The sequence below is a fragment of the bacterium genome (genome assembly GCA_024742285.1).
Taxonomy (GTDB): Bacteria; Myxococcota_A; UBA9160; order UBA9160; family UBA4427; genus UBA4427.
Map to the genome: position 1 here is coordinate 37,337 of JANSYR010000001.1, position 24,735 is coordinate 62,071.

Below are 24,735 nucleotides of genomic sequence, written 5' to 3' on the forward strand. Positions count from 1 at the left end.
GGAATCGCTAGCGGCCGATCTTCCCCCAGACCATGTCGCTCTGGGCGTCGGGGTCGACCAGGGTCTCGGGGCTCCTCTGATCCACGTGGCCGATCAGACCACGATACGTGCCGTAGCCGACCAGCTTGCGCAGCCGCGGCGGGAAGGCCGCGACGCGATCACGCGGCAGGGCGAGGAGCTGACTCTCTTCCTGGCGGAGATAGCCGGCGCAGTAGTTGTTGACGATCCCCATTCGTCGTTCGTCGGATCGGTTCTCGCCGCCACCGTGCCACAGGCTGCCGTCGTAGAAGAGGACGCTTCCGGCGGACATCTCGACCTGCTCGGTCTCGGGGTGCTCCCCCCGGCGCGGCGTGTGGTCGGCACGATGCGAGCCCGGAACGACGTGCGTCCCGCCATTCTCCCGGGAGAAATCGGTGAGCGCCCACATCGCGACCACGATGCTCGTCGGCGCGGGACGCGGGAAGCCGTAGGAGCCGTCGTCGCTGTGGAGCGGCTGGCTCGCCTGGCCGGGGTTCATCTCGATCGCCGTGAGCGACGACAGAAGGCACTCGTCGTCCAGCAGCGCGTCCACCACCGGGAGCGTCGCTGGACAGATCGGCGTGCCTGCGAAGAGCGGGTCCCGGGCGAGCAGATTGAAGATCCGGCGCGTGTGGGTCCCGAGGAATCGATTCCCTCCGAACGGGATGGCGAGTTCGTCCATCAGCGCGTCGATGCGCTCGATCAACGCCTCGCGGAGCGAATCCGGGATCAGCCCCTCGCGAACGGCGAAGCCCCGCTCGTCGATCTCGGCCGCGATCCGCGAGACCTCCTGGTCGGGTAGAGGCTCGACGGAGAACGCGTTCGCACCGGCGGAGAGCATCACGACACCTCGACGGCCGATGAATCGGCCCACGCGGGACGGGCCCCTCGCCCGAACGCCCTGCGGCCGACACGGGTAGCGCGTCCAGCCGACGGTCGGCACCATCGAGGGGGACCGCTTCGGCCTGCGAGGGAGAGACGTCATGGAGATCGAGGTCACGCCCAGAACCAGCGCCATCGGCGCAGACGTCGCTGGGCTCGACCTCGGCAAGCCGGTCGACGACGAGACGCTCGCCACGATCCAGACGGCCCTCGACGACCACATGGTGCTCTTTCTCGGGGAGCAGGACGTCACCCCCGCCGAGCAGCTCGCCTTCACCGAACGCTTCGGCCCGATCGAACGTCACCCCTTCGGTCGGCATCTCGACGATCCCGCGGACGTGGGTCTGCTCGACCAGACCGAGCCCAGGCGCGACGGCGCGAACCGGTGGCACATGGATTCGACGTTCATGCCGAAGCCGCCCGCCCTGCTGGCGCTCCGCGCCGTGAAGCTCCCGAGCCTCGGCGGCGACACCACCTGGGCCTCGATGGCCGCGGCGTACGAGGCGCTCTCCGGACCGATCCAGCGCGCACTCGAGGAGATGACCGCGATCCACGACGTGACCGGCCCCCTCGTCCGCGCGATCGAGACCGGTCACAGCGTGGGCGGCCTCGACGAAATCCAGGCCGCCTGGCCGCCCTGCTCGCATCCGGTGGTCTGCCGGCATCCGCGCACGGGCCGCAAGCTCCTCTTCGTGAACTCGAACTTCACGACGCGAATCGAAGGCGTGAGCGAACGCGAGAGCGAGATGCTCCTCCGCTTCCTCTTCGAATGGGTGCGCTCGCCGGAGTTCCACGTCCGCTTCACGTGGCGCCCCGGCTCCGTCGTCCTCTGGGACAACCTCGCCACCCAGCATTTCGCGGTCGCCGACTATCACGAGCGCCGGATCATGCATCGGGTCCAGACCGCCGGCACCTGGCAGCCGAGCGCCTGAAGCACGGCGCCGACGGCGGGGCCTCGCGCTCGAAGCGGCTACGACCGCTCCGGCGTCCGTTCGATCCCGGTCGAGAGGATCTCGTTGCGCAGCGCCTCGCCCCGCGCGAAACGCCCGAGGTTCTCGAGAAAGAGCTCTCCGAGCCGCTCCGAGCCGAGGGGCGAGTAGCCCGCATCGTGCGGAGTGAGGACGCAGTTCTCGAGGCTCCAGAGCGGCGAATCCTCCGGCAGCGGCTCCTCGGACACGACGTCGAGGGTCGCGCCCCGGATCGATCCGGCGCGCAGCACGTCGATCAATGCGGGCTCGTCGACGACGCCGCCGCGCGCGACGTTGATCAGGACCGCCTCCGGACGCATCGCGGCGAGCTCCGCCGCCCCGATCATCCCGCGCGTCTCGTCGTTGTAGGGCATGCAGAGCACGACGTAGTCGCTCTCGGCCAGCAGGTCCGGGAGTCCGTCCAGGTTCACGAAGCGATCGAGGTGCTCGTCCTCGCAGGGCGAGCGACGGCAGCCGATCGTGCGCATGCCGAAGGCCTTGGCGATCCGGGCCGTCGAGCGACCGATTCCGCCGTAACCGACGATCCCGATCGTCTTCGCGGAGAGATCCCCGCTGTAGATCGTCTCCCAGCGACGCTCCGCCTGCTGTCTCTGGTGCTGGGCGACGTTGCGCTCCCAGTGAAGCACGTAGGCGAAGATGTACTGGGCGATCGGGTCGCCGTGGATGCCCGACGCGTTCGTGAGACGCACGCCGCGCGCGAGCAGCGTCTCCCAGATCGGATTGTCGATCCCGGCCCCCGGTCCCTGCATCCAACGGAGCGCCGGCTCGCCGAAGAGCGGCATCAGCGAGCGCATGGCTCCCTTGTGACGCGCCGCGCTCACGCAGAAGAGCACGACCTCGCAGCCCGCGGGATCGCCCTCGAAGCGACCGTCTTCATGCAGGACCACGACGTCGGGCGCGACCCCGGTCCCTTCGAGGGTCCGGGCCACGCCCGCGCGCAGGATCTCGGCGCGGTCGCCGGTGACGACGATCTTCAATGGAGAGTCCTCGCTCCCGCGTGTCAGGTCGCGGGCTTCACCTGGATCGGCGACGACCAGGCCCGTTCTTGAATCGTCTTCGGGTAGTCGGGGCGCGGCTCCACCCCGGCGCGGACCGCGTCCCAGGTCGACCAGCGACAGGTCGGGTTCTCGAGCACGCGGACATAGTAGAAGGCACGCTGGCTCGGATCGAAGTCCGGGTCGGTCCAGACCGCGGAAAGCTCGCCGTCGCCCACGTCCGTCGTGATCGAGCAGTCCGAGAGATCGACCTTCGCGCCGTTGTCCGGACAACGCCGGGTCGCCGGGTCCGGCTCGAGGCCGTCCGAGCAGGCGACGTCGTTCACGACCTCGAAGGTCTCGCCGTCCTGCTCCCACCCCTTGATGATCTGGAGCCGCTGGAGCGGGGCAGAGAGCGGGTCGCGCGCCGCCCAGAACAGAAAGCGCGGGGCGCTCGTCGGCCCGACTTCCAGATCCGCCCCCATCGGCACGCCGCCGGCGTAGCCGCGCGCCGCCAGGTCCTTCGCACCGGCCATCGCCGGCTCGATCCCGTCGCCTGCGAAGAAGCGGACCGGGATCCGCGGTCCCGACGTCGCGAAGGTCTCCTTGCGCCGGAAGGCGTCGTAGATCGATTCGCGGGTGTTCTCCTCGGCCCACACGGCGGCCAGGCCGGACGCGCCGTACGTGATGGAAGCGCTGTGCTGATACGAGCGCCCCTCGACCCCGGTCACGAGATCACTCGCGACCATCTTCGCGACCGTCGCCTCGAAGAACGAGAGCGGGACCGATCCCCGCAGCTGCGCGTTCGAATCGAGCAGCCCGATCTTCGCGAAATAGTCGGACTCGTCGTCGGAGATCGCGGCCGTGTGCGTATCGCTCGCCCCGACGATCCCGAACTCGTAGGGATTGACCGCACCGCCCGCTTCGAGCTGGAGACCTCGTCGAAGCGCGTCGCGTACGTAGCTCCCGGGAGGCGCCGAGGGAAGCATCGTCGCTACTCGATAGGGCGTGATCTCGAAGCCGGCCCACTCGTCCGTATCGGAGAGGGTCGGGTGGGTCTCGGACGTCCCCTTCACCTGGGTGATCTCGACCAGGGGCTCGTTGCGCAGGCGCTGCTCTCCGTAGGCCTCGTCCATCGGATTCCCCGCCCAGTCGACGAGCTTGAACATCTGCCCGTTCGAGCCGTTCGAGTTGTGTGGAATCGCCAGGCTCTCGATTCCGCGATCGCGAAGTCCGTCCATCCAGTCCCAGAGCCCTTCCGGATTCTGGGAATGGAACCGCGAGAAGGGCACGGCCGGGAGCGTGTCCGTATCGCGAAAGATGACGTTGCGGTGGAGGTTGCCGCGGTCGTCCGTCGACGAGGTGTACTCGTACGCGGCGAAGGTCGTGAATCGGCCCGGCGAGTAGAACCGGTCGGCGGCCTCGATCGTATCCGCCCAGGCCGAGCGGGTGATCTCCAGGACGAGCTCGCGATCGAGGCTCCCATCCGCGACGGCGGCCGCCATCTTCGGAAGGAGGCCCGAAAAGGCGCGGATCCGCTGGGGAATGCTCGGGAGGTCGACGTTGTCCGGTGCGTTCAGGTCGTGGAGCACCTCCGCGAAGTCGTACTTCGAGAGCGCCGTCGACGTATCCGCTCCCGCCCGGGCGGCCCCCATGAACATCGCGTGGTCCGTCACCGCGTAGAAGTCGAGGGGCTGACGGAGCTGGACGTCGAAGCCGCCGGGGTGTCGAATCCGCTCCCCCCTCGCATAGCGGTAGGCATCCGCGGGCGTCGCGACCGTGCCGAAGGCGAACGCGTCGAAGGAATAGGTGGTGTGGACGTGCAGATCGCCGAAGTAGACGTTCCGGTTCGGGTCGGGCGGCGCCACCCCGCGCTCGAGGGTCGTGTAGTCCGGCTCGAATACGTTCTGGACGTCGAAGCGGAGCGCCTGTGCGTCGGGATTGTCGGAATCCTCGGCCCACATCTCCCCGCCTTCCGAACACCCGAAGGCAAGAGGGAGGAGGAGACTCAGGAGGCCCGTCCTCAGCGTGGCGGCCGGTCGGGTTCGAAGACACGGGGTGGTTTGCACGGGTCGACCCTTTCGCGGATCGCGCGCCGGCTCGGCGCGCGATCGACACGATAGGACGGGCACGAACGCCGGGCAGCGCCCCGCATAGCCCGAAACGCGAGGTCACCCACTCGAGCGCATCGACGCGGGTCGGACGCCCCGGGGACGGCGGCGCGCCCGACTAATGCGGGGCGAAGCGGATCTCGAGCGACTCGAGACGACGAAGGTTCGAGAAGGGCACCCAGCGCGGCGGCGTCTCCACGAGCTCGATCTCCTGGAGGCGCTCGAAGAACACCGGCAGGACCTCCTGGATTTCGGCCAGCGCGAAGGCGGCGCCCAGACAGCGATGCGCCCCCCAGCCGAAGCTGAAGGAGTGGGCGCCCCGTCGACCGACGTCGAGGCGGTCCGGCTCGGAGAAGACGGCCGGATCCCGGTTCGCGGAGAGGATCGAGAGGAGGAAGGGCTGCTCCGCCTCGATCTCGACGCCCTCGATCGAGAAGGGTTCCGTCGCCTCCCGCGCGAGCACCGGGACGATCGGCTCGAAGCGAAGGAGCTCGTCCCCCGCCGAAGCGGCGAGCCTGGGGTCCGCGCGAAGCCGGGCGAGCTCGGCGTCGTGGCGGACGAGGAGCGCGACCGCGACCGCGAGCATGCTCCGCGAGCTGTCGTGGCCTCCGAAGATCAGGTTGATCACGAGCACCACGAGGTCGTCGTCCCCGAATCCTTCGTCCAGCTCGCCCGCGGCACGAATCAGGTCCGAGAGCAGGTCGTCGGTCGGCCTTCGCCGCCGCAGACGAATCAGGTCGAGCACCGCCTGGGACAGCTCCGTCGCCGCAGCCTCTCCCCGCGCGCGGAGATCGGGGGTGAGCACGCTCGAGAGCGCGCTGCCCAGGTCCGTCGACCAGACCGAGAACGCGGCCTGGTGTTCGTCGGGGACGCCGAGGGTCTCGCAGATCAGCCGGATCGGCAGATCGTGGGAGAAGTCGCCGATCACGTCGAGGCGCCCGGATTCCCGGTGCGGCGCGAGCAGCTCGTCGGTCAACCTGCGGATCCGTGCACGCTTCGCGTCGGCGGATCGCGGCGTGAAGGCCCGATTCACGAGGCTGCGCAGACGACGATGGGGCGGCCCGTTCAGGTTCGTGAGCATCCGCCGCCACCACTCGACGAGCGGGCCGTCCTCGACCTGGGACTCGACGAACGCGAGGGCGTTGCTCAGGTTGCGGTGATCGCTGGCGTGGCGCTCCACGTCCGCGTAGCGAAGCACGATGGGCTCTCCGGTCGAGGCGATCGCCACCGGATGCCGCTCGCGCGCTTCGCGCAGGAAGCGGTGGCCGTCCTGCCAGTACGCCGGATCGTCGATGGGAATCGTCGCCGGTTCGGAGCCCATGCCTTCTCCTCCCATGCGGGTCGATCCCCCGAGCTTCGGAATCTTCGAAGGCCGGGTCAAGCGCCCTCGCACCGCTCCGAAAGGGCCATTCCCGTCCGCCGTCGTTCGGATATGATCGAACGGTCCCGAAAGCGCCAAGAGGAACCTCATGCCGAATCACGAAAACCGCGACGACATCGGTCTGCTCGACCGCTTCTTCTATCTCGACCCCTGGAACGGCTTCGAGTGGATGCGGGACAACGCGCCGGTCTACTGGGACCCGACGGCGGACGGCGGACTCTGGGGCATCAGTCGCTACGAAGACATCATGGCGATCGCGAAGGACCCCGACACCTTCTGTTCGGGCAAGAGCTCGCGGCCGGAACGCGACAGCTGGATCCCGTCGATGATCAATCTCGACGAGCCGCTCCACAAGCGCCGCCGCTCGATCGTGAACCGCGGCTTCACGCCGCGCCGGGTGCAGGACCAGGAGGCGAAGCTCCGCGCGCTGACGATCTCGCTGATCGACGACGTGATCGAGCAGGGCGAGTGCGACTTCGTCCGGGACATCGCGCGCTGGATCCCGATGGTCGCGATCGGAGACATGCTCGGCGTCGAGCCCGAGGACCGCGAGCAGCTCCTCGAGTGGAGCGACTGGATGCTCGGCGGCGGCGAGATCGCCGACGTGATGGACGACGAGGAGCGACGGGAGAAGCAGCGGAGCTACACGCAGGGCTACTTCGAGTACCAGGCGAAGGTGATCGCCGACCGCAAGGTCAACCCGCGCGACGACCTCGTCAGCCTCCTCGTCTCGGGGAGGGTCGACGGCGAAGGGCTCAACGACGAGGAGATCCTGCAGGAGAGCCTGCTGATCCTGATCGGCGGCGACGAGACGACGAGGCACGTCATGACCGGCGGCCTCGAGCAGCTGATGCGAAACCCCGACCAGAAGCAGAAGCTCATGGACGACCCCTCGAAGATCGAGGTGGGCGTCGAAGAGATGCTCCGCTGGGTCTCACCAATCGCGAACATGAACCGGACCCTCACCCGGGACACCGAGCTCCACGGCGAGAAGCTCTCGGAAGGCGACCGGGTGCTCCTCCTCTATCCGTCGGGCAACCGCGACGATCGGGCGTTCGAGAACCCGGACACCTTCGACGTCGAGCGATGGCCGAACCGCCACGTCGCGTTCGGGGGCTACGGCGTCCACCACTGCCTGGGTGCGAGCCTCGCGCGTCTCGAGCTGAAGATCCTCTTCGAGGAAGTGCTCACCCGGATGCCCGACATCCACTTTGCGAGCGAAGAGCCGCTCAAGCGTCGACCGAACAACTTCATCACCGGGATCGAAGAGTTCCCGGTGAAGTTCACACCCGGAAAGCGGAGCGACGCCTGAGATGAGGGTGTACGGTCTCTTTCTGCTCTTGCTGCTGCCGAGTCTGGTCTCGTGCATCGGCCTGGCCGCGATGGGCGCGGTGACCGGGATCGCCGAAGCCTACGACGCCGGCGACTGCGCACGGGTCATCCGCGAGACCGACGAGTACCAGCCCTTCTTCGAGGACCGCCCGGCGCTCCTCGCCGAGGCCTCCTATCTCAAGGCGGACTGCCTGATTCGGATGAATCGCGAGACCGAAGGCTACGGTCTGATGCGGTACATCGCGGAACAGCATTCCGACACGCCCTACGCCTACCAGGCGCAGGCGCGGCTCGACGCGCGCGGCGCCGGCGAGCCCGCCGACAGGGTCACGGCGCCGGACTGAGCGCGGACTAGCCGCGCTTCGCGATGATCTCCTCGATCCCGTCGATCTCGGACATCTCCGCGGTCGCCGTATTGAGCCAGCACTCTTCGATGCCCAGCGCTTCGTAGGCGTCGAGGCTGGCCATGATCGCGTCGGGGGTCGACCGATCGCACATGCCTGCGAGGGTCTTTGCCGGCTGCTCGCCCAGGACCTTGAGATACTTGAAGACGTAGTTCTTGAGCTTCTCGTCGGCATTCGGGGCGCTCGAACACCAGAACCCGGCCACGCGCTCCGGCGCCTCTTCGCGACCGGCCTTCTCCCACTCCTCGAGGACGCGCTCCTGCTGGGTCTTCATCTCTTCGGGGACGCCGTTCCCGGACCATGAGTAGACGCCGTCGGCCCACTTCGCGGCGCGCGCGGTCGACTTCGGCCCCATCACGCCGGCGAGGATCGGCGGACCCCCGGGCTTCACCAGGGCCGGGCCGATCGGCTCGCCGCCTTCGACCGGAATCTCCCCGGCCCAGACGCGACGGATCTGCTCGACCTGCTCGTCCATCCGGGCGTATCGGCCGACCGGCTCCTTCTCCATGCACTGATAGTCCCAGACGCGACCGCCCACGCCGACGGTGATCGACACGCGTCCACCCGCGATCATGTCCAGGGTCGCCGCATGCTTCGCGACCTTCACCGCCGGGTGCATGGGGAGGACGTAGAGCGTCGGCACGATCCGCACGCGAGAGGTCATCGCCGCGGCGGCGCCCATCAGCGCCATCATGTCGACGCTCGTCCCGATCATCCGTTCGCCGCAGGAGAGCGTGGAGAACGGGCCCTCGTCGACGCGCTTGAACCACGCGAGCGTCGTCTCGCGATCGAGCGATTCCTGTGTGTAGGGGAAGCAGAGGCCGATCTTCATGGCCATGGGGAAGTCCTCCGGAGCCTGGAGGCGGGCGCGATCACCCGCTCTCTCGCGCGTCGGACTCTAACACGACGATCTCCGCCGTCGTGCCTCTACTCGACCAGATCGAATCCGGCGATCGTTTCCCGATAGCGGGCCTCGACGTCGTCCTTCTGGAAGGCGTGGGTCGGGATCACGAAGGCTCCGGCACGCAGACCGCGGAGCGCCGTCGCGGCGGCTGCGTCCGACGAGATGTAGGCCGCCATCAGCTCCTGGACCGCGTCCGGATCCACCTTCGAGAAGTCGATCGCCGCAGGATCGCCGAGCGACTCCGGCCGCGCGGCGGTCGAGTTCTCCGCCAGACCGCTCTGCACCGGCCCCGGGCACAGCACGGAAACGCCGTGCCCTTCCGGACCGAGCTCCGCGCGAAGCGCTTCCCCGATCGCGAGAACCGAGTGCTTCGTCATCGTGTAGACGTGCATCGGGACCGGGCGCAGGTACGACGGCATCGAGAGGCTGTGCTCCGAACCGGTCAGCAGGAACGTCCCGGTTCGCCCGCTCTCGCGAAGCTTGCGCACCTGCGGGCGAACGGCGTTGAGCACGCCGTGGACGTTCACGCCGAAGCAGAAGTCGAACTCGCTCCGCGGTAGGTCGAGAATCGATCCCGGCACGATCACCCCGGCGTTCGCGCAGAGCAGATCGACGGAGCCCAGCGCCTCCCACGCCTGCTCGACGACGGCTTCGACCGCCGCCTCGTCGGTCACGTCGCAGACCGCGCTCGGACAACCGAGGCGCTCTGCCGTCGCGGCGAGCTTCTCCGCGTTGATGTCCGCGAGGAAGACGCTCGCGCCGGCGGCCTCGAGCGCCGCCGCCAGCGCCGCACCGATCCCGTCCGCCGCGCCCGTGATCAGCACGTTCCTGCCTTCGAAGGCGTCCATTCCTGCCATTCCGGGGTTCTCCTCGTCGGCGGGCGATCCTATCACGTCCCCGGCACGCGCCTCGGGACGGCGCGTAGCTTCGCGCCGGCCCGGCAGGTAGATTGGAGATGCCCCGAGGCCGCGACGGGAAGGAGGGATGATGGAGCTCGACCCGATTCCGCACGCCGTGAGCGACGATCCGCATCCGGTCTACCGCCTGCTGCGCGAGGAGCATCCGGTGCACCACGTGCAGGACCGGGACCTCTGGATCCTCTCCCGTCACGAAGACATCCTCGGCGCGATCAAGGCGCCGGAGGCCTTCTCGTCCGGTGCAGGCGTCGTCCCGTCGGGATTCAAGCCCGAGCAACCGACGCTGATCGCCCTCGACCCGCCGGAGCATACGAACATGCGCAAGGCCGTGATGCGCGCGTTCACGCCGCGGCGCATGGACGCGATGGCCGACCGCGTGCGCGGATTCGCGACGGAACTCTTCGATCGCCTCGAGGCAGAGGCGGCGCCGGGTGGCGCGGTCGACGCCTTCGACGGGTACACGGACCCGCTGCCGATCTACGTGATGGCGGAGCTCCTCGGCGTGGACGCGACGGAGCGGCCGATGTTCAAGCGGTGTGGCGACGCGATCGTGTACTCGAGCGGCGCCGATCCCGAAACGCTCTTCGCGGCGCAGCGGGAGCTGACCGACTACCTCCGGACCGTCTTCGAGGACCGCAAGCGCGAGCCCCGGGACGACCTGATCAGCCTCCTCCTGACCGCTTCCGAGGAGGGTCGAGCGCTCGCCGACGACGAGCTCCTCGGCCTCTGCTTCCTCCTGCTCGTCGCGGGCACCGAGACGACGACCTCCGCGCTCGGCAACGCGATGCTCCTCTTCGAGCGCCACCGCGACGCGCGGAAACGCCTGGTCGAAGATCCCTCGCTCATCCCCGCCGCCGTGGAAGAGGTCCTTCGCTACGACTCGCCGGTCCAGGGCCTCTCGCGGGTCACGACCCGGGACGTCGAGATCCGGGACCGGGTCATTCCGAAGGGTGCGCGCGTCCACCTTCTCTATGCGTCGGCGAACCGTGATCCTCGCGTCTTCGCGGACCCGGATCGCTTCGACATCACGCGAACCCCGAACAACCACCTCGCCTTCGGATTCGGCATCCATTTCTGCCTGGGCGCGAGCCTCGCGCGACTCGAGCTCCGGATCGGGATCGAGACCCTGCTCGAGCGGGCTCCGGACTACCGCCTCGACCTCGCAGGTCTGGACCGCCTGCCTTCGGACACCAACCGCGGCTTCTCCCGGCTACCGACGGTTCTTCGACCGGGCGGCTAGCCTCGCCGCGGCGCGTGGCGCGCGAGCCAGCCGAGCGCGAGTGAGGCGAGGACGACGAGCGCGATGCAGCCCGCGAAGCCCGGTCGATAGTCCCCGAAGAGACGGTGCGCCTCCGCGAGGACGACGGGACCGAGGGCGCCGCCCGGCACGAACGCGAGCATCATCAGCCCGTAGACCCGGGCGAAGCTCCGGGTGCCGAAGGCGTCCGCGACCGCCAGCGGCAGGAACACGTCCCGCGATGAGGTCGAGAGGCCGAAGCAGATGCTGAAGGCCGTGAGGACGAGCGGGCTGACCGCGAAGGGAACGAGGATCAGACTCATCGCGAGCAGCCCGGTATTCACGAGGAAGGCGACGCGAGCCGGGACGAGCTGACCGACCGCGCCGGCGCCGAGCTTCGCGGCGATCCCCGCTCCGACGGCGAGACCGAGGGCGCCATACGCCTCCTGCTTCTCGTAGCCGAGATCGGTCAGATAGAGGACGAACTGGTCGTAGAGCCCGAGCTGGACCAGCGAGTAGCAGAAGAGCGAATAGAAGAGGATCCAGAAGGCGGGCCGTCGGAGGATCTCGCCGTAGCCGAGGCTCGGGAGGGCCTGCCCGGATTCGGAGGTCGCTTCGTCCTGGGGCGCCTCTCCTTCTCCGGGACGCGGATCCCGCACGAAGGCGACGGCGGCCGGCAGGATCACGGCCACGCCTCCGAGTCCGACCGTGAGCGCGGTCTCGCGCCAACCCGCATCGTCGATGGTGAGCCCGAGAGCGCCGAGGAAGACGATCGAGCCGACGTTGGATCCGGCCATCGCGAAGCCCAACGCGAGGCTCCGCCGCTTCGAGAACCACTTCGTGATGACGCTGCCGATCGAGACGTCGCCGATCCCGGCGTTCGCGAGCGCCAGGATCATCATGGCCGCGTAGAACTGGATCAGGTTCTGCATCGTCGAGAAGGTCACGACGCTCACCGCGAGGCAGAGGAGCGAGGCGACGACGACCGGGCGGACCCCGAAGCGCGCGCAGGCGGCGCCGACGAATGCCTGGCTGACCGACGATACGACCAGCATCGGCGACATCCCGCTCGCCCACATCGTCCGCGTCCAGCCGAGATCCTCCACCACGTCGCCCGACAACGCGCGGCTCGCGTAGAAGAACCCCGCCCCCATCTGACAGAGCATGCACCCGAAGACGACGAGCGCGGCACGCATCGTCACGAGGCGCGCGGCACGCGTCGTCACGAAGCGGATGATCCGAGGTCGACCTCGTTCTCGAGCGCTTCCCCGGCCGCGTACGCGCGCAGATTCCGGGCGAAGAGCGCGAGCAGGCGCGGGTCGTAGGCGTCGGGCGGGATCGACGAGTGGGGGGAGAGGTAGAGGTTCGGCGCGTCCCAGAGCGGGTCGTCCTTCGGGAGCGGCTCCGTGCGCGTGACGTCGAGGATCGCCGCGCCGAGTCGCCCGGATTCGAGACCCGCGGCGAGGGCTCCTTCGTCGACGAGCGCTCCTCGCGCGACGTTGCAGAGGACGGCGCCCTCCTTCATCGCGGCGAAGGCCGCCGCGTCGAGGAGATCCGTGGTCTCCGCCGTCGCCGGCGCGCAGAGCACGACCACGTCCGAGGCGGCGAGCAGATCCATGAGGCCGTCGGGCCCGTGGAGCGCATCGACGAGGTCCGACGTATCGCCCGGCCGGGCGGACCGCCGCGTCGCGATCGTCTTCATGTCGAAGGCCCGCGCGAGCGTAGCGATCGCCGCGCCGATGGCGCCGAGGCCCACGATCCCGAGCGTCTTGCCGGCGAGGGTACGGCCGCCGGGGCGGTGGAACGCGCGCTCGCGCTGCATCGCCTCGATCTCCCGCAGGTTCCGGAAGACCTCGACGAGGCGACCGAACACGAACTCGGCGATCGCCGGCGCGCCGGCGCCGGCGGCGTTCGCGAGTCGGATTCCGCGCGCCGCGAGGGCCGCGAGCGGGAACTGCTCGAGACCGGCACTGTAGGCCTGGACGAGTCGCAGCCTCGGCATCGCCTCGATCCACGACGTAGGCAGGTCGAGGGAGCAGACCACCTCCGCCTCGGACCACGCTTCGAGCACCTCGGCCGAGGGCGTTGGCGCCGTCGCGAGGAGCGCCTCGGCGACCGGCGGCGAGGAGCGCGCCATGCGAAGCTTCACGCTCTCGCGAAGGGGCAGCGCGCGCACGTCGAGGGGGCGCGCCGTCGCGCCGGCGACCTCGCGTACGAGATCGAGATCCGGGTCCACCGGATGATGGATGCAGGCGACGAGGGCGTCTCCGCTCATGCGCCGCCGACGCCTGGACGCGCGAGGAGACTCCCGTCGATCTCGTCCACCGACCGGACGCCGCAGAGCGCCATCGCGCGTTCGACCTCGTCCTGGAAGCCGCGCATCACGCCTTCGACGCCGGGCTGTCCGGCGACGATCAGTCCCCACATGACCGGACGCCCGACGAAGACCGCCCGGGCGCCGAGCGCGAGCGCCTTCACCGCGTGCTGTCCGCGCCGGATCCCGCCGTCGACGTAGACCTCTCCACGCCCGTCGACCCCTTCGACGACGTCGGCCAAGGCGTCCGCCGTCGCGAGCGCGCCGTCGAGCTGGCGACCTCCGTGATTCGACACGACGATCCCCGTCGCCCCCGCGTCGACGCAGGCCCGCGCATCGTCCCCGCGCATCACGCCCTTCACGACGAGCGGAATCGGCGACCGTTCGACGAACCAGGCGATGTCGTCGAAGGTGAGCGCGTGATCGAAGAGCTCGTTCGGGTCCTCGACCTGCCCGTCCGCCTGGTGGAAGGTCCAGCGGTTTCGGGCGTCGCGACGTCGGTTGCCCTGGCGCGCCACGTCCACGGTGATCACCACCGCCTGGTAGCCCTGCTCGGCGCTCCGGGCGATCGCGTCGACGCTCCGCTCCCGATCCGCCATCACGTAGACTTGCAGCCACTTCGGCGCGTCGCCGGGAACCGCCGCGACCTCCTTCGCGGAGCCCGCCCCGAAGAGCCCCATGCAGAAGAGCGTATCCGTCGCCGCACAACCCCGCGCAGTCGCGACCGGTCCGGCTTCGTTCGCCTTGTGCTGCATGGCCATCGGCGCGACGCCGACCGGACTCGCGACCTTCGCCCCGAGAACCGTCGTCGACGTGTCGATCGTCCGGACGTCGCGCAGCACCTTCGGTCGCAGCCGGATCCGGGCCCAGGCCGCTTCGTTGTCGTCGAGGGTGAGCTCGTCCTCGGCGCCGCCGGCGATGTAGTCGTAGAAGGTCGACTCGATCGCCGCCTTCGCCTCGGCTTCCAGATCCGCGAGGTCCATCCGGGCTATCGAGCCTCGAGTCGGAGGAGGTAGATTTCGTCGATGTTCTCGTTCCGGGGACGATTCCCGTACTTCGTCTCGTACTTCTCCGCGAAACGCATGAACTCCCCCTCGTCGGTCACCCGCGCCGATGTCAGCTCGTAGAGCGAATCTTCGACCCTGATCCGGAGGCGGGGATCCGCCTCGAGATGCTCGACCCAGGTCGCGCGATTCGCACCCGCGTGCAGATAGAGCGCGTCGTCCAGCGCGAGCACCCAGATGTTGACCGAGTAGGGATCCGACGGGTTCGTCTCGATCTGGATCGTCGAAATTTCGTCCGTGAAGGACCAGTCCGCCGGAACCGGGGCGACCTCGCCCTCGAGTTCGCCACCCGAGAACAGGAAGAAGGGGCCGCTGCAGGCGCTCGCGAGGAACGCGACGGCGGCCAGCGCGAGAAAGGATCGGGTTCGGGCCATGGACTCTCCGTCTTGGTTGGCGCCGGGTGCGCGCGAATACGATAGCGGGACCGGCCGGGCGCGCGGAACACAACGGCGGCGACGCGCGGAACACGCGGGCGGCGAGGCGCGACGGCTCGCCTATGCTGCACCCCATGAGCGAGCACGCCCCGACGAACCACGCGCGCGTCCCGATCGCCCTCCTGCTGGCCTACGCCGCACCGATGATCCCGATCAACTTCGCCCTCGTGCTCTTCATGTCGTACATCAGCAACTACGCGATCGACGTATTGCTGGTTCCCCCCGCCGCGATGGGCATGATCTTCATGGCCGGGCGCCTCTGGGACGGGGTGACCGACCCCGTCGCGGGCATCTGGAGCGACCGCACACGGCACCGGTTGGGACGAAGACGACCGTGGATCCTCGCGTCGGCGCTCCCGATCGCGGTCTTCGGATGGATGTCCTGGTCCGCGCCCGCCGAGCTCTCGCAGACGGCGTTGATCGTCTGGATGATCGTCGCGGTCTTCGGGTTCAACGCCGCGATGACCTTCTTTCTCACGCCCCACCAGGCGCTCGGCGCGGAGCTCACCCTCGACCATCACCAGGTCTCGCAGATCTTCGCGTTCCGGCAGGCGGCCGGCTACGTCGGGATGATCGGCTGCCTCGTCTACGCGATCGAGTACCTGATGACCTCCCCGGAGCCGAGGGCGGACGCGTCGGAGCTCGCGCTCTGGGCGGGCGCCGCAATCGTCGTCCTGGTCGGGGCCTCCACGTTCCTGCTGCGCGAGCCGGCGGGCAACCGCCGGCGGGAGACGAAGCCGATCACGAGCGTCGCGTCGGACGTCTGGCGCAACCACCACGCACGCCTGCTGCTCGTCATGATCTTCATCGAGCACACCGGCTCCGGCGCCTCGATGGTTCTCTCGCCCTTCACCTACAAGTACGTACTCCAGGCGCCCCACGCGATCGGCGAGATCTTCATGTTCTACGTCGGGTCTTCGCTGGTCTCCCTCGTCGTCTGGGTTCCGCTCTCGCGCCGGATCGGCAAGAAGACGACCTGGTTGATCGGGCTCGCGGCGGGCATGACGGGCTATCTGATGATCTTCGACCTGAGTGCCGGCGCGATCACGTACATGAAGGCGGCGGTCGTGCTGACCGGGGCCTGCAGCGCGAACGCGACGGTCCTCGGTTCGTCCATCCTGGCCGACGTGATCGACGCGGACGAGCTCGAGACGGGTGAGCGCAAAGAAGGCGCCTACTACTCCGCCTACACGTTCCTGTACAAGACCTCGAGCGGAATCATGGCCGGCATCACGGGCCTGGCCCTCGGCTACGTCGGGTTCGCTCCCGGCGCCGACCAGCCCGAGTCGGTGCAGCTCCTGATCCGCTCGCTCCACGGCCTCGTGCCCGCCGGCACGATGCTGGTCGGAGCGATCATCCTGACCCGGTTCACGCTCGACGAGGCGATGCACGCGGAGATCCGCGCGAAGCTCGATGCGCGGCGAGCGAGCGGGGCCGACTAGCCGGAAACGGGCAGGACCCCGCAGCGGATGATCGCCGAACGGAAGACGCCGGAATCCACCGACCGCCCTACCCTTCCTGCTCGATCAAGAGACTCCCGACCGGATCGACGCGGACCGTCCACCCCGGCGGCACCACCGTCGTCTCGACCGTGCCCGACACGATCACCGGCCCTTCGAGCGTGATCCCCGGCCGGAAGACCGCGCGCTCGACCACGTCGACGGGGATCGCGCCCTCGGGCCCGAACCAGGCCTCGCGCCGCACGACCGGCGGCGGCGCAGCTTCGGCGCCCGCATCGTCCACCAGCGGTGGTCGATCCACCGGTAGCTTCAAGCGCACGCGCAGCGCGGCGAACTCGACCCGCCCCGTTGGCGCGACACCGTAGAGCTCCGCATAACGGGCACGGAAGCGCTGGGGCACGTCCGAGATCGCATCGAACGACTCGAGCGGAATCGACACTTCGTGGGCCTGCCCGACGAAGCGCGTATCGAGGAAGCGGTCGACCCGAAGACCCGCCGCGCCCTCTTCCACGCCCATCTTCCGCCGCGCCGAGGCTTCCACCTCCGCGAATCGGGACGCCGCCTCCGCCACTGACAGCGCATCGCTCGCGACGAGATGCGTGACGCCGTGCTCGGCCGTGAGGTCCGTCGACTGCATGCCGATCGCCGAAGCGACCCCCGCCTCCGGCGGCGCGATCACCTGCGTGATGCCGAACTCGCGCGCGATGCCGACGACGTGCATCGGCCCCGCGCCGCCGAACGCGACGAGGGTGTGGTCCCGGGGATCGAGCCCGCGCTGGACCGTGACGACGTGGATCGCCGAGGCCATGTTCGCGTTCGCCGCCTCGTGGATCGCCCAGGCGGCCCGTTCGACGGAGACACCCAGGGGCTCGGAGATCCGCTCCGCGATCGCGCGACGAGCTGCCTCCGGATCGAGGTCGAAGCGGCCCCCTGCGAAGTTCGCGGGCGAGAGATAACCGAGCGCCAGATTCGCGTCGGTCACCGTCGGCTCGACCCCTCCCTGCGCATAACAGGCGGGTCCGGGCGATGCACCCGCTGAGCGCGGCCCGACCCGGAGGACGCCTTCGGGGTCGAGCCAGGCGATCGACCCGCCCCCGGCACCGACCTCGGCGAGGTCGATGGTCGGCGTCTTGATCGGCATGCCCGTCCCGGCGCGACGGCCGCCGAAGCTTCCGCGTCCACCGACGTGGAGCTCGCGCACGACCGCGGGCCGGCCGTCGTGGACGACGCCGGCCTTCGCGGTCGTCCCGCCCATGTCGAAGGAGATCACCTGGGCCTTGTCGTAGAAGCCGGCGAACCGAGCCGCCGCCATGACACCGGCCGCACCGCCCGATTCGAGGGTCGCGACGGCGCGTTCGGCAGCGACGCTCGCCGCCATCACGCCGCCGGAGGACTCCATGATCTGGAGGGGAGCGTGGATGCCGAGTCCCTCGAGCCCGGATTCGAGTCGGGCGAGATAGCTCGCCATCAAGGGGGCGACCTCGGCCGTGAAGAGGGTCGTACTCGCGCGATCGAACTCGCGCATCTCGGGATGCACCCGAGACGAGGGGACCACGACGAGCTCCGGCATCGCCTCGAGGAGCGCCGCCTCGAGCCTGCGCTCGTGGTCCGGGTGGGCATAGGCGTGGAGCAGGCAGATCGCGACCGCTTCCGGGGCGTAGGCGCGGATGCCTTCGACGACGGCCGCCAGGCTCGCCGGATCGATCGGCGTCCGGACCTCGCCGTTCGCCGCCACGCGTTCGGTCAGCTCGAAGATCGCCGCTCGGGAGAGGGGCGAGGGCGTGGGCTCGAAGTGGAGGTCGTAGCGATCGTCCTCGACCCGCGCCTCGCGGCCGATCCTCAGAAGGTCGCCGAAGCCCTCGGTCGTGACGAAGGCGACCCGGGCGCCCTTGCGCTCGATCACTGCATTCGTGGCGAGGGTCGTCCCGTGGACGACGCGCGTGATCGAGGAAGGTGCGACGCCGGAGTCGGCGAGCACGCGTTCGACCGCTTCGAGGACGCTGCGCTCGGGCGCCTCGGGCGACGTCAGCTGTTTCGCGACGTGGAGACGTCCGTCCCCGCGCGTGAGGACGACGTCGGTGAAGGTCCCGCCGATGTCGGCGCCGAGAACGCAGGCTTCGCTCACGAGGACGCCTCCGCACCCGCGCCGTACCGCACGCCCGCCCCGGCCTCGGAGACGAATCCCTCGGCGAAATCTTCGGCGACCGCTTCCGGCGCGCGATCCGCCGGCGACCCGAGGCCGCCCCCGCCCGACGTCGTGAGCACGAGGGTCTCGTTCGCGGCCAGACGGAGGTTGGCCCCCTTCGGCGGAAGCGGCCGCTGGCCCCCGCCTTCCTCGCGGACGTATTGCGTCCCGGGCACCCCGTCTTCTCCGCCCTCGCGCCCCTTCGGCGGAAGGACGACGCGGTCGCTCCGAAGCGCGAACTCGGTGTCCTGGAGGACGTGGATCCGGGTCTCGACCCCGAGTCCCCCACGCCACTGACCGGCGCCGCCGGAGTCCGGCAGGAGTCGCTGGCACTCGAAGACGATCGGCAGCGTCGCCTCCAGGGGCTCGACCTGGGGAACCGTGTTGCGGCCGCCCAGGAAGAAGGAGCCCGTCGCACTCGGTCCGTCGGACCCACGACGCGCCCCGAGGCCTCCGTACTCGTAGGAGAGCAGGAGCCAGGGCTCGAGACGGCTCGGCGCCGCGAGGGTGTAGGGATGGATGACCGAGCTGGCGGCGGTGGCGAGCTCGGGACGGGCGCGGCTCAACGCGTGGACGACGGCCTCGCAGACCGCGGTGACCGCGACGACCCGCCCGCCGCAGGCCGCCGGCGCGTGCGGATCGAGGAGCGAGCCCTTGCGGAAGACGACGTCCACCGGCGTGAAACAGCCCTCGTTCATGGGGATCGAGGGATCGACGAAGCAGCGCACCGCGTAGAGCGCACCGGTCAGGGCCTGGGAGAATCCGGCGTTGATCGCCCCGAGCGCCTGGTCGTCGGTCGCCGAGAAGTCGAGTCGGATCCCGTCTCGACCGCCCTCCACGTGGACGGAGACACGCACGACGGGCTGACGACCGGCCTCGATTCCGTCTCCGTCCGTCTGGTACTCACCCTCGTACGTGCCCGGGGCGAGCCGAGCGAGCTCGCCCCGCATGCGCGACTCGGTCCCGGCAATGTAGTCGTCGATCCCGGCCTTGAGCTCGTCGGTTCCGTAGCGCTCGGCGAGGCCTTCCATCCGCTCGGCGGCGACGTTCACGCCGGCGACGAGGGCGCCCACGTCCCCCATCACGCGATCCGGGGTCCGGCTGTTGAGCGCGAGGAGGCGATGGAGGTCTTCCACCGGATCGCCCGCGGCGTAGAGACGGACGGGCGGAAGCTGGAGGCCCTCCGCGAAGACGTCGGTCGCAGTCGGGACGATGCCGCCCGAGGAGCTTCCGCCGAGATCGGAGACATGGATCAGGGTGCCGGTGAACCACTCGACGCGCCCCTCGCGGAAGACCGGGCGGAACACGAGCAGATCGTTCGCGTGGATGCCGCCGCGGAAGCAGTCGTTCATCACGAAGACGTCGCCGTGTCGCATCGCGTCGATGTCGTGATCTTCGAGCACCGCGGGCAGCGAGCAACGCAGACTCGCCGCGTGCATGAGGTTCGTCGCGGTCGAGAGGGTCACCAGGCGCCCGTCCCGATCGAGAATGCCGGCGCAGGCATCGGCGCCCTCGGCGATCATCGCGGAATGCGCGGAATGGACCACGACGATGCTGGCTTCTTCCGCGGCGATGCGGAGCGCGTGTCGGAGGATCTCGGCTTCGAGTCGATCGGCGTTCGGGGCGGGCATGCGGCGTCTACTCTACGGCGTTCTCGCCCGAGAGGGGCCCCCCATGATGTTCCCCTTGGGAATCTGTGCCCTTCGGGGCACAAAATAGATCGGGGGTCAGCATATTTCCCCCCACTTTTCCGGACCCTGGATATATGATGACCGTGACCTGGGAAGGTAGGGAGAGAGACCCACCCCCAGCCGTGAATGGCCCTATGGGGCATCTCGGGTGGAAACGGCCTCTCTCTTTTTGAGGATATCGGTGCGTACGGCCCGCCTTCGCGTCCTGCGATGGCAGCCACCCACCAGACGACAGCATGAAGCTCGAACCGCGAGGGGTTGGGAAGCCCCGGTGGTCGTGACTTTCGAGAAGACGGGCTCCGTCGCTCGGCTTGCGTCTCGTGGACAACGTTTCCCTCTACCAGGTCTGCTCAGAAGAGCACGCTCTCGACGCGCGCAAGGTGCGTGGCATCGCGGGACGTGCACCCGTCCGATCTCGTGTGCACGCGAGTTGGACGTGCAGATCGGCGTCGCAGCACACGGTTGGCCCCGCTTGCTCCGATGGCTGATGTAGAGGTAGAAGCAGATGACTTTGAAGAAGTGGAGCCTGTTGGCATTCGCGGCGGCGCTCATCGCGCCGATGTCCGCGAGCGCACTCGGCATTTCCATCGTGAACGTGTCGACGTCCAGCCCGAACGCGGACGGATCCCTCGAGAACGGAGACACCATCACGTTCGACCTGTTGCTCGAGAACAACGACAACCTGGACATCATCGGTCTCGACGTCGGCGCCTTCGGCTACGACGAAGGTGCGGTCGGCAGCCCGTTCGACAACCACCTCCAGTACGACAGCGCGCGAACGGGCACGAGCGCCTTCCGCGCGATCAACGGAACCGTCCTGACGGAGCTGTCCGCCGACGTGCCGCAGGCGGAGTTCGGCAGCGCGCTCCTCTTCCAGGAGCGCTACGTCCGCCTCTTCGGCGGGATCTCGACGACGCCGACGAACGGTGACGGTCAGTTCGACACGGGCATCGACGGCCTCCTGACCGAGAACGGCGACGTCCACCTCCAGGTGACGTTCTCCGCGCAGTCGCTCGGCGCCACCCCCGGCGCTCCGGCCACCGTCGACCTGGTCTTCGGCATCGGCCAGCAGGGCTTCGACGTCCAGGGCACCTCGGGCTCGCTCGCGGGCCAGTGGACCAACGCGGCCTACACCGTCACGATCGTCCCGGAGCCCGGTACCGCGCTCCTCATGGGCCTCGGTCTCGCGGGTCTCGCAGGCGCTCGCCGGCGATAATCCGACCCATCGGCGCGGCCTCGGCCCGCCACGCGAAGTCGATCTGAACGGCCGCTCTCCGTCCCGGGGAGCGGCCGTTTCGATTTCGAGCCGCCGGTCCCGTTCCGGGCGGGCGCGCCGGGGCGGAGGCGGCCCCGGTTCCCGATCTGGGCCACCCTCGGGTCCCCCGCGCGAAGAGAGGACCGGCCATGACGATCGAACGAGACGAGCTGGGCTTCGACGCCCCCGCGCCCCTCGGCCATCCGGGTCGAGCGGGGCTCCCGGAAGGCCATCCGACGGGTCCCGAAGTCGGCGAGAAGCTGCCCGGGTTCACGCTGCCCGACGCCTTCGGCAGGCCGGTGAACCTGCACGAGGATCGCGCCGGACGTCCGGCGGTCGTCGTCTTCTACCGCTCGGCGGTCTGGTGACCGCCCTGCTGGACGCAGCTCGGTGAGCTGCGAGATGCCTGGGCCCGCTTCGAAGACGCCGGCGTGGCGCTCTATGCGATCTCCTACGACGACCAGGAGGTCCTCCGGGAGTTCAGCGAGAAGCAGTCGATTCCCTATCCGCTCCTTTCGGACGTCGACTCCGAAGTCATCCGCGCCTACGGGATCCTGAACGACCAGGTGAAGCCGGGGGATCTGATCCTCTACGGAATCCCCTACCCGGGCACCTTCATCACGGACGGCGACGGAGTCGTCGTGTCCAAGTCCTTCCACGGCTCCTACAAGATCCGCGACAGCCCCGAGGCACTCCTCGACGCCGCCCTCGGGCGGGCCCAGCTCGATCACGTCGACGCCGCCCCGGCCCAGGGCGACGAAGCGGTCCGGGTCCAGGTCGCCCTGCGCGGCGGCAGGGGCACCCTGCGCCAGGGCATCGTCCGCCACGCGATCGCCCGTTTCGAGCTCACGGACGGATTCCACCTCTACGGCGATCCGGTTCCGGAGGGCATGATCGCGACCCGCGTCGAGGTCTCGGGTCCGCCCGGCCTGGTCGTCCACGATCCGGTCCTGCCGCCGACGGAGCCCCTGCGCCTCGCGTCGATGGGCGTGGAGCTGCAGGTCTGGAGCGGCTCCTTCGACATCGAGGTCCCGTTCCACGCGGTCGGCGAGCTGGCCAGCGAGTGCCGTCCCCTCGACCGGGACTCGGTCCCCCTCGAAGTCAGCATTCGCTACCAGGCCTGCGACGACGAGACCTGCCTGCTCCCGAAGACCGAGACCTTCCGCTTCGACGTGCCCCTCGACGTCGTCGACATCCCGAAGCTCGCGATGCACACGGGGCACGGTCAGCGCGAGGGCAACTTCGACGCGCAGCCCCATCTCCAGCGACTTCTCAAGCGGAAGTTCAAGGAGAGCCCCCTCGGCTTCCTCCGCCACGCAGCCCTCGCCGTCCGCCTGAACATCGCCGCAAGGCTCCGCGCCCGCCGCGGCGAATCGAAGCCCTGACCGAGCGCGCCTTACGCCCGCCCGATCCGCCGAGCGCCCGCAGGCGGCCGATGAGGCAACGGATCAGCCTCCTTGCAGGACGTGCCCCGGGAGAGCGCCGGTGTGCTTGTTCTGCTCGAGCACGACCTCGCCGTTCACGATCGTGGCGACATAGCCGCGCGCGTCGACGACGAAGCGCTCGCTCTCCGCCGGAAAATCCTTCGCGAGCCAGGTGTCGCCCTTCGCGAGCTGGTCGAGGTCGATCAGGACGAGATCCGCGAAGTACCCCTCGCGGATCGCGCCGCGATCGCGGATCCCGTGCACGATCGCCGGCATGTAGGCCAGCTTGAACACCGCCTGCTCGAGCGAGAGGACGTCCGGCACGAAGTCGGTCAGCAGGTTCGTCGTGTAGTCGGCGCCCACGAACGAGGCGAGATGGGCCCCCCCGTCGGACGAGCCCGCCATGGCGAAGGGCTCCCGCATGACCTGCGCACAGATCTGGTCCATGTAGGCCGCCGCCTCGGGCGCGGTCACCATGTTGAACCAGGTTTCGAGCCCCTCGGAGAGCGCCAGATCGAGGAAGGCGTCGACGCCGCTCTGGCCCGCCGCCTCGGCGAGCTCCGCGATCGTCTTGCCGACCTTGTCCTGGTTCGCCGGATCGGCGACCTGCTCGACCGCGAGATTGGCCCAGGTCATGCCGATCGTCGTCGCCGCTTCGGCCTCGAACTCGACCGCCAGCTCGGCACGCGACGCCGGATCGCGCAGCCGCTCGCTCCGCTCGGGCTCCGCCAGGCAGAGCACCTCGCGCCACTTCTTCATGTCGTCGAAGACGAAGGTATCGGAGAGCTTCACGTGGATCCCGCCGCGATTGGTCGCGAACTGCGGATGGAAGCGCCCGCCCTTCTCGTTCTGTTCCTTGCACCACTGGAGCGACTTCGACCAGCTCTCGGGGTCTTCGCCGCTCGGGAAGAGCAGGTTGAGCTCGACGGGTCGGCCGGAGGCCTCGTGCATGCGGATCATCAGCTCGCGATCCGCGTCGTCGTACCCGCGCCCGAAGCTGCGCGGGATGATCTCGACGGCGCCGCGATCGAATTCCGAGAGCACCCCCGAAAGCGCCACGACCTCGTCCGCGGTCGCGTGGTTGCTCGGCACCTCCCGACCGTCTTCACCGACGTGGAGGTCGAGCTGCGACGTCGAGAAACCGATCGCCCCCTCGCGCATCGCCGCGCGAACGAGCTCCTTCATCTGCTCGATCTCTTCGGGCGTCGCCTCGCGCTCCGAGGCGTCGTCTCCCATCACGAAGCGACGCACCGCCGAGTGGCCGACGTAGCTCGCCACGTTGACGCCGACCTTGCCCTCGAAGCGCCCCCAGTAGTCCCCGTGGCCGCCGCCCTCGAACTTGAGCCCCTCGGCGAGCGCGGCCCGGCTCATGCCTTCGACCCGCGAGAGCATGCCCGCCAGCCAGTCGACGTCCTCCGGCTTCGCCGGCGCGAGGGTGAAGCCGCAGTTGCCCGCCAGGACCGTCGTGATGCCGTGCCAGCAGGAGGGCGTCACGATCGGATCCCAGTCGAGCTGGACGTCGTAGTGGGTGTGGATGTCGATGAAGCCGGGGGTCAGGACGAGCCCCTTCGCCTCGATCGTGTGCGTCGCGTCGGTGTCGATCCGGCCGATCTTGGCGATCCGATCGCCCTTCACGCCGACGTCGGCCACGTAGGCGGGAATGCCGGTGCCGTCGACGACGCGGGCACCCTTGATGACGAGATCGAATTCGGGAGTGGACATCTTCATTCTCCTTCTGGATCGCGCCGAGGGCGCGAAG

The 24,735-nt window shown here is 69.1% G+C and carries 21 protein-coding genes and 1 pseudogene; 9 read left to right on the forward strand and 13 right to left on the reverse strand.

Going from position 1 to position 24,735, the window contains the following annotated elements; genetic code table 11:
* Positions 1-7: 7 nt before the first annotated feature.
* Positions 8-892 carry a phytanoyl-CoA dioxygenase family protein gene (locus tag NXI30_00175; GenBank protein MCR9092606.1) on the reverse strand — a complete coding sequence of 295 codons (885 nt, stop codon included), beginning with the start codon at positions 890-892 and terminating at the stop codon, positions 8-10.
* Between the two features lie 109 nt (positions 893-1,001).
* Here NXI30_00175 and NXI30_00180 point away from each other — a divergent pair, with 109 nt between their 5' ends.
* Entirely contained in the window at positions 1,002-1,832 is an 831-nt protein-coding gene (locus tag NXI30_00180) for a TauD/TfdA family dioxygenase (protein ID MCR9092607.1), read from the forward strand.
* 38 nt (positions 1,833-1,870) lie between these two features.
* On the opposite strand, the gene NXI30_00185 is transcribed toward NXI30_00180, so the two are convergent.
* The 3 genes from NXI30_00185 to NXI30_00195 form a co-directional block, all read right to left on the reverse strand.
* Complete coding sequence (locus tag NXI30_00185) at positions 1,871-2,866, reverse strand: D-2-hydroxyacid dehydrogenase (GenBank protein MCR9092608.1); 996 nt, start codon at positions 2,864-2,866, stop codon at positions 1,871-1,873.
* Between the two features lie 23 nt (positions 2,867-2,889).
* Positions 2,890-4,827: a DUF3604 domain-containing protein gene (locus tag NXI30_00190; GenBank protein MCR9092609.1), complete on the reverse strand. Its 1,938-nt coding sequence runs from the start codon at positions 4,825-4,827 to the stop codon at positions 2,890-2,892.
* A gap of 265 nt (positions 4,828-5,092) precedes the next feature.
* Positions 5,093-6,295: a cytochrome P450 gene (locus NXI30_00195; GenBank protein MCR9092610.1), complete on the reverse strand. Its 1,203-nt coding sequence runs from the start codon at positions 6,293-6,295 to the stop codon at positions 5,093-5,095.
* Positions 6,296-6,443: 148 nt separating this feature from the next.
* Between NXI30_00195 and NXI30_00200 the strand changes: the two genes are divergently transcribed.
* The gene (locus tag NXI30_00200) at positions 6,444-7,667 is read left to right on the forward strand and encodes a cytochrome P450 (protein ID MCR9092611.1); all 1,224 of its coding nucleotides are present in this window, start codon (positions 6,444-6,446) and stop codon (positions 7,665-7,667) included.
* A gap of 1 nt (position 7,668) precedes the next feature.
* The gene (locus NXI30_00205; GenBank protein MCR9092612.1) at positions 7,669-8,031 is read left to right on the forward strand and encodes a hypothetical protein; all 363 of its coding nucleotides are present in this window, start codon (positions 7,669-7,671) and stop codon (positions 8,029-8,031) included.
* 7 nt (positions 8,032-8,038) lie between these two features.
* Here NXI30_00205 and NXI30_00210 read toward each other — a convergent pair whose 3' ends face one another.
* A complete protein-coding gene (locus tag NXI30_00210) occupies positions 8,039-8,929 on the reverse strand; it encodes an LLM class flavin-dependent oxidoreductase (protein ID MCR9092613.1) in 891 nt (296 codons plus the stop codon).
* Positions 8,930-9,018: 89 nt separating this feature from the next.
* Positions 9,019-9,852, reverse strand: coding sequence for an SDR family oxidoreductase (locus NXI30_00215; GenBank protein MCR9092614.1), 834 nt, complete (start codon positions 9,850-9,852; stop codon positions 9,019-9,021).
* A gap of 130 nt (positions 9,853-9,982) precedes the next feature.
* On the opposite strand from NXI30_00215, the gene NXI30_00220 reads away from it, so the two are divergent.
* Entirely contained in the window at positions 9,983-11,152 is a 1,170-nt protein-coding gene (locus NXI30_00220; GenBank protein MCR9092615.1) for a cytochrome P450, read from the forward strand.
* On the opposite strand, the gene NXI30_00225 is transcribed toward NXI30_00220, so the two are convergent.
* From NXI30_00225 to NXI30_00240, 4 genes are read right to left on the reverse strand one after another with little or no spacing between them, the layout of a single operon-like run.
* On the reverse strand, positions 11,149-12,375 hold the full coding sequence (locus NXI30_00225) for an MFS transporter (GenBank protein MCR9092616.1): 1,227 nt from the start codon (positions 12,373-12,375) through the stop codon (positions 11,149-11,151). The genes NXI30_00220 and NXI30_00225 overlap by 4 nt on opposite strands.
* Entirely contained in the window at positions 12,372-13,424 is a 1,053-nt protein-coding gene (locus tag NXI30_00230; protein ID MCR9092617.1) for a D-2-hydroxyacid dehydrogenase, read from the reverse strand. Before NXI30_00230 ends, NXI30_00225 begins: the two co-directional genes overlap by 4 nt.
* Positions 13,421-14,446, reverse strand: a complete 1,026-nt coding sequence (locus NXI30_00235; protein MCR9092618.1) for an alpha-hydroxy-acid oxidizing protein — start codon at positions 14,444-14,446, stop codon at positions 13,421-13,423. The genes NXI30_00230 and NXI30_00235 overlap by 4 nt, the downstream gene beginning before the upstream one ends.
* A 5-nt stretch (positions 14,447-14,451) precedes the next feature.
* On the reverse strand, positions 14,452-14,901 hold the full coding sequence (locus NXI30_00240; GenBank protein ID MCR9092619.1) for a hypothetical protein: 450 nt from the start codon (positions 14,899-14,901) through the stop codon (positions 14,452-14,454).
* A 134-nt stretch (positions 14,902-15,035) separates the two neighbouring features.
* On the opposite strand from NXI30_00240, the gene NXI30_00245 reads away from it, so the two are divergent.
* Entirely contained in the window at positions 15,036-16,403 is a 1,368-nt protein-coding gene (locus NXI30_00245) for an MFS transporter (protein ID MCR9092620.1), read from the forward strand.
* 67 nt (positions 16,404-16,470) lie between these two features.
* On the opposite strand, the gene NXI30_00250 is transcribed toward NXI30_00245, so the two are convergent.
* Both NXI30_00250 and NXI30_00255 read right to left on the reverse strand, forming a co-directional pair.
* Complete coding sequence (locus NXI30_00250; GenBank protein MCR9092621.1) at positions 16,471-18,546, reverse strand: hydantoinase/oxoprolinase family protein; 2,076 nt, start codon at positions 18,544-18,546, stop codon at positions 16,471-16,473.
* The gene (locus NXI30_00255; GenBank protein MCR9092622.1) at positions 18,543-20,237 is read right to left on the reverse strand and encodes a hydantoinase B/oxoprolinase family protein; all 1,695 of its coding nucleotides are present in this window, start codon (positions 20,235-20,237) and stop codon (positions 18,543-18,545) included. The genes NXI30_00250 and NXI30_00255 overlap by 4 nt, the downstream gene beginning before the upstream one ends.
* Positions 20,238-20,802: 565 nt before the next feature.
* Between NXI30_00255 and NXI30_00260 the strand changes: the two genes are divergently transcribed.
* From NXI30_00260 to NXI30_00275, 4 genes and pseudogenes are all read left to right on the forward strand, one after another.
* Complete coding sequence (locus tag NXI30_00260; GenBank protein MCR9092623.1) at positions 20,803-21,513, forward strand: PEP-CTERM sorting domain-containing protein; 711 nt, start codon at positions 20,803-20,805, stop codon at positions 21,511-21,513.
* 188 nt (positions 21,514-21,701) lie between these two features.
* A complete protein-coding gene (locus tag NXI30_00265) occupies positions 21,702-21,920 on the forward strand; it encodes a hypothetical protein (protein ID MCR9092624.1) in 219 nt (72 codons plus the stop codon).
* A 15-nt stretch (positions 21,921-21,935) separates the two neighbouring features.
* Positions 21,936-22,208: pseudogene (locus tag NXI30_00270) on the forward strand (peroxiredoxin family protein).
* Positions 22,194-22,937, forward strand: a complete 744-nt coding sequence (locus tag NXI30_00275) for a protein-disulfide reductase DsbD N-terminal domain-containing protein (protein MCR9092625.1) — start codon at positions 22,194-22,196, stop codon at positions 22,935-22,937. The pseudogene NXI30_00270 and the gene NXI30_00275 overlap by 15 nt, the downstream one beginning before the upstream one ends.
* A 63-nt stretch (positions 22,938-23,000) precedes the next feature.
* Here the strand turns inward: NXI30_00275 and NXI30_00280 are convergent, their stop codons facing one another.
* Entirely contained in the window at positions 23,001-24,698 is a 1,698-nt protein-coding gene (locus NXI30_00280; protein ID MCR9092626.1) for an amidohydrolase family protein, read from the reverse strand.
* Positions 24,699-24,735 lie beyond the last annotated feature (37 nt).